Below are 3,022 nucleotides of genomic sequence, written 5' to 3' on the forward strand. Positions count from 1 at the left end.
AGTGGCCAAGCCGGTGCTCGGGCCCGACCTTTGAACATTTATTATCACGCAAGGAACCTCAGCCATGACAGCTAGCCCGATATTTTCCTGCATCAAGGAGAAACCAGGGCCGGAGGTTGCCGTGAAGGACTTAGCACCGCCTATGGAAGCGCCAATTATGGCAGCCATGCTTGCGATCTCGTCTTCCATTTGAAGGTAGTAACCGCCAACTTGCGGCAACCTCCTGGAAGCCCTTTCTGCAATCTCAGATGAAGGAGTGATTGGATAACCGGCAAAAAACGTAGCTCCTGCAACTAATGCGCCCTCGACCATCGCCTCGTTACCAAGAATAAAATCAGTTTTTTTACTCAACTTCATGACACTCCTTCGGCTTGACTTCAATTGCAAAGTCAGGACAACGTAGTGAGCAGATGTTGCACCCTATGCAATCTTCGGACCTTTGAACAATTGGACGACCGAACTTATCAGCTTCAAAGACATTTTTTGGACAAAACTCCACACATATTTCACAACCCTTGCATCGATCTTGCCTTATTTCAATGCAAAATCCCTTGCTTTCTACGACATCTATTTCACCGTCAAGTGACGCCAAAACCAACTCCCCCTCACTGAGTCATTCTTTCCTTTGCTTTTTCCAGTAGTTTAGAATAGTTAACGACGGCTCTGATGTGTTTTCCATAACACACAAGGCCCTTGTGATCGCTTATCTCAAATTCGAAGATCAATCTATTGCCGTTTATCTCCTTGAGGGTAATATTATAGGAAACTTCGGTTCCCATCATCGTAGGTTCTTCGTGGGTTATCTCAGTACGATAACCGACTGAAATAAAACCTTCAGGTAAAGTTTTATCGACAGCTTCCGTCGCCATTCGCACGACCATGTTTATACAGGCAGAGGTCGATAAAAATTGCTCTAGGTAGAGCGACGAGTTACCCACGGTATCATCAGCGGATACAATCTTTTTAACGGTCCTTTCCAATCCAAGTGGCACATACTGAGTTATATCCAACATCATTAACACCTCCTACGCTATTGTTTGTTTAAATTTACCATAATCTTGCAATTCTTTCAATTGATAAACTGCTCTTGACTTAGGAAATCTGGAGCAAGGCTCCATGGTCAAACAATCCCGCTCCCAATTTACCTGAACTATGCTTTGGCCTTGGATCAATAAATAAGTAATCTAAAGCACACCTTAAGGCTCAAAGTTTCTTAAAATATCTTCAGCAACCTTCACGCCGGATAATAACATTCCTCCAAAGATTGGCCCCATTCTCGGACCACCAAATGTAGCGTTAACTGCCATCCCAGCAACATAAAGTCCGGGGAAGACCTCGCGGGTGTTTTCTATGGTCAACTTTTCTGCTCTGTCAGGAAACATGAATTTTTCGCCCTCTATATTACCCGTGGGAGTTAACAACTTACCAGGCATCTTGTGAGCGACCACTTTGACCACTTCGGTATCGTGCCCGGTAGCGTCTATAACATACTTACAACGAACCGATAAAGGGTCGACATGGAGCCCTGCCATTTCAATGGCCGTCCAATTTATTACAAGCCCTTGTATGCGACCTTCGTCGTGGACTACAACGTCCTCAACGCTAATCCCGTTAAATATCACCGCCCCTGCTTTGACGGTTTTACTGGTGATAGTGCTCACCGCTTCTACGGAATCAGCGGTGTAATAACCCTGCACTTCATAGGGAAAAGCCCTCACCTCAAGCTCGTCCAAAATTTGTTTGGCCTCTTCTTGTATAACTATCTCGTTAAAAAGCATTCCGCCTCCCCACATCCCACCTCCTACGCTGAGTCTGCGCTCGTAAATGGCTACCTTTTTGCCGGCCTTGGCAAGCTTATACGCTGCCACTAAGCCCGACGGCCCACCCCCTACGACCGCCACATCCACATCGAGATTGCTCGTCAGCTTCTTGAAATAACTGTCGACTATGGCTCTGGTTATCACGAGTTCATCCAACCTCATTGTTCTACAACCTCCTTTAATGTTATGAAACCTGGAGAGGAAAGTGACGGAAGTTGAAGCAACAAAAAAAGCCGCCCTTTGGCGGCCTTAAAGTTCTTCTAATGCTTAACTTCTCTTGCTCGCCAATTCCTCCGCCAGCATTACCTGGATCAAGTACTCGGGGTATGCTCTCAGCCCCGGATTTACCGAAGCACCCCCTGGCGACGTATTTAATTTCCGTAAAATATTTTACTATTCTCTTTGTACTATAGTCAAGTAAGCTGAGTCTCGATTTTTAACCCCCCCGAAAAAACTCTTGGGGGTAGCCGAACAACCCATATGGATAGCTTACTTGCTGTTTTTTATTGAACGCTCGTATCCTTCATCCGCCGGCAAGTCGGGTAATCTCGCCGCAGATGTGGACAACTCGTCGCATCGTTCGTTTTCGGGATTGCCGTCATGGCCTTTAACCCAAATAAATTTAACCTTGTGTTTCTCGCACAGCTCTAACAATTTTTTCCATAAATCCACGTTCAACGCCTTTTCCTTTTTATTGCGCATCCAGCCTTTGGCCTTCCAACGCCTGACCCATCCTTTGTTCATGGCGTCAGCAAGATATCTGGAGTCAGTATAAAGCGTCACCTCGCAACTGCAATTCAGCGCGCTTAATCCCACTATGGCCGCATATATCTCCATCCTGTTATTGGTCGTGAGCCTGAAGCCACCCGATATTTCCTTTCTGTGGCCGTTGTAAAGCAACACGACGCCGTACCCTCCAGGACCTGGGTTTCCCAGACATGCTCCATCGGTATAAATTGTCACCTTCTTCATTTTCTTGATTTTCTATACTCCTCTCCCAAATACAACTTTTCTCGATAGTCCGCTTAACCCCCAACCGAGACATAAATATGAATCCACTTTTATCATCATAACAGACACAATGAGGAAAGTACCACAGCTTTTCCAGTTGACCTAAAATATGTCCACCGCTAGCGAAACTTTTCTTTACAGCCCCAAAACGCGAGGCACAAAAGTTACCACGAAGGGACATAAAATTATTA

At 45.7% G+C, this 3,022-nt stretch carries 4 protein-coding genes, 1 pseudogene and 1 riboswitch; all 5 genes and pseudogenes read right to left on the reverse strand.

Translation table 11 applies throughout. From position 1 onward, the window contains the following. Positions 1-357: pseudogene (locus Q7P41_RS09195) on the reverse strand (2-oxoacid:acceptor oxidoreductase subunit alpha); the annotation flags it as partial. Then, positions 344-592: a ferredoxin family protein gene (locus Q7P41_RS09200; protein ID WP_303883698.1), complete on the reverse strand. Its 249-nt coding sequence runs from the start codon at positions 590-592 to the stop codon at positions 344-346. The pseudogene Q7P41_RS09195 and the gene Q7P41_RS09200, both read right to left, overlap by 14 nt. 13 nt (positions 593-605) lie before the next feature. Beyond that, positions 606-1,016, reverse strand: a complete 411-nt coding sequence (locus tag Q7P41_RS09205) for a thioesterase family protein (RefSeq protein WP_303883699.1) — start codon at positions 1,014-1,016, stop codon at positions 606-608. A 180-nt stretch (positions 1,017-1,196) separates the two neighbouring features. Next, positions 1,197-1,982, reverse strand: coding sequence for a sulfide-dependent adenosine diphosphate thiazole synthase (locus Q7P41_RS09210; RefSeq protein WP_303883700.1), 786 nt, complete (start codon positions 1,980-1,982; stop codon positions 1,197-1,199). Between the two features lie 108 nt (positions 1,983-2,090). Further along, a riboswitch (TPP riboswitch) is annotated at positions 2,091-2,190 on the reverse strand. 119 nt (positions 2,191-2,309) lie between these two features. After that, positions 2,310-2,792 carry a ribonuclease HI gene (gene rnhA / locus Q7P41_RS09215; protein WP_303883703.1) on the reverse strand — a complete coding sequence of 161 codons (483 nt, stop codon included), beginning with the start codon at positions 2,790-2,792 and terminating at the stop codon, positions 2,310-2,312. Between the last annotated feature and the right edge of the window lie 230 nt (positions 2,793-3,022).

Source organism: Acetomicrobium mobile (genome assembly GCF_937920065.1).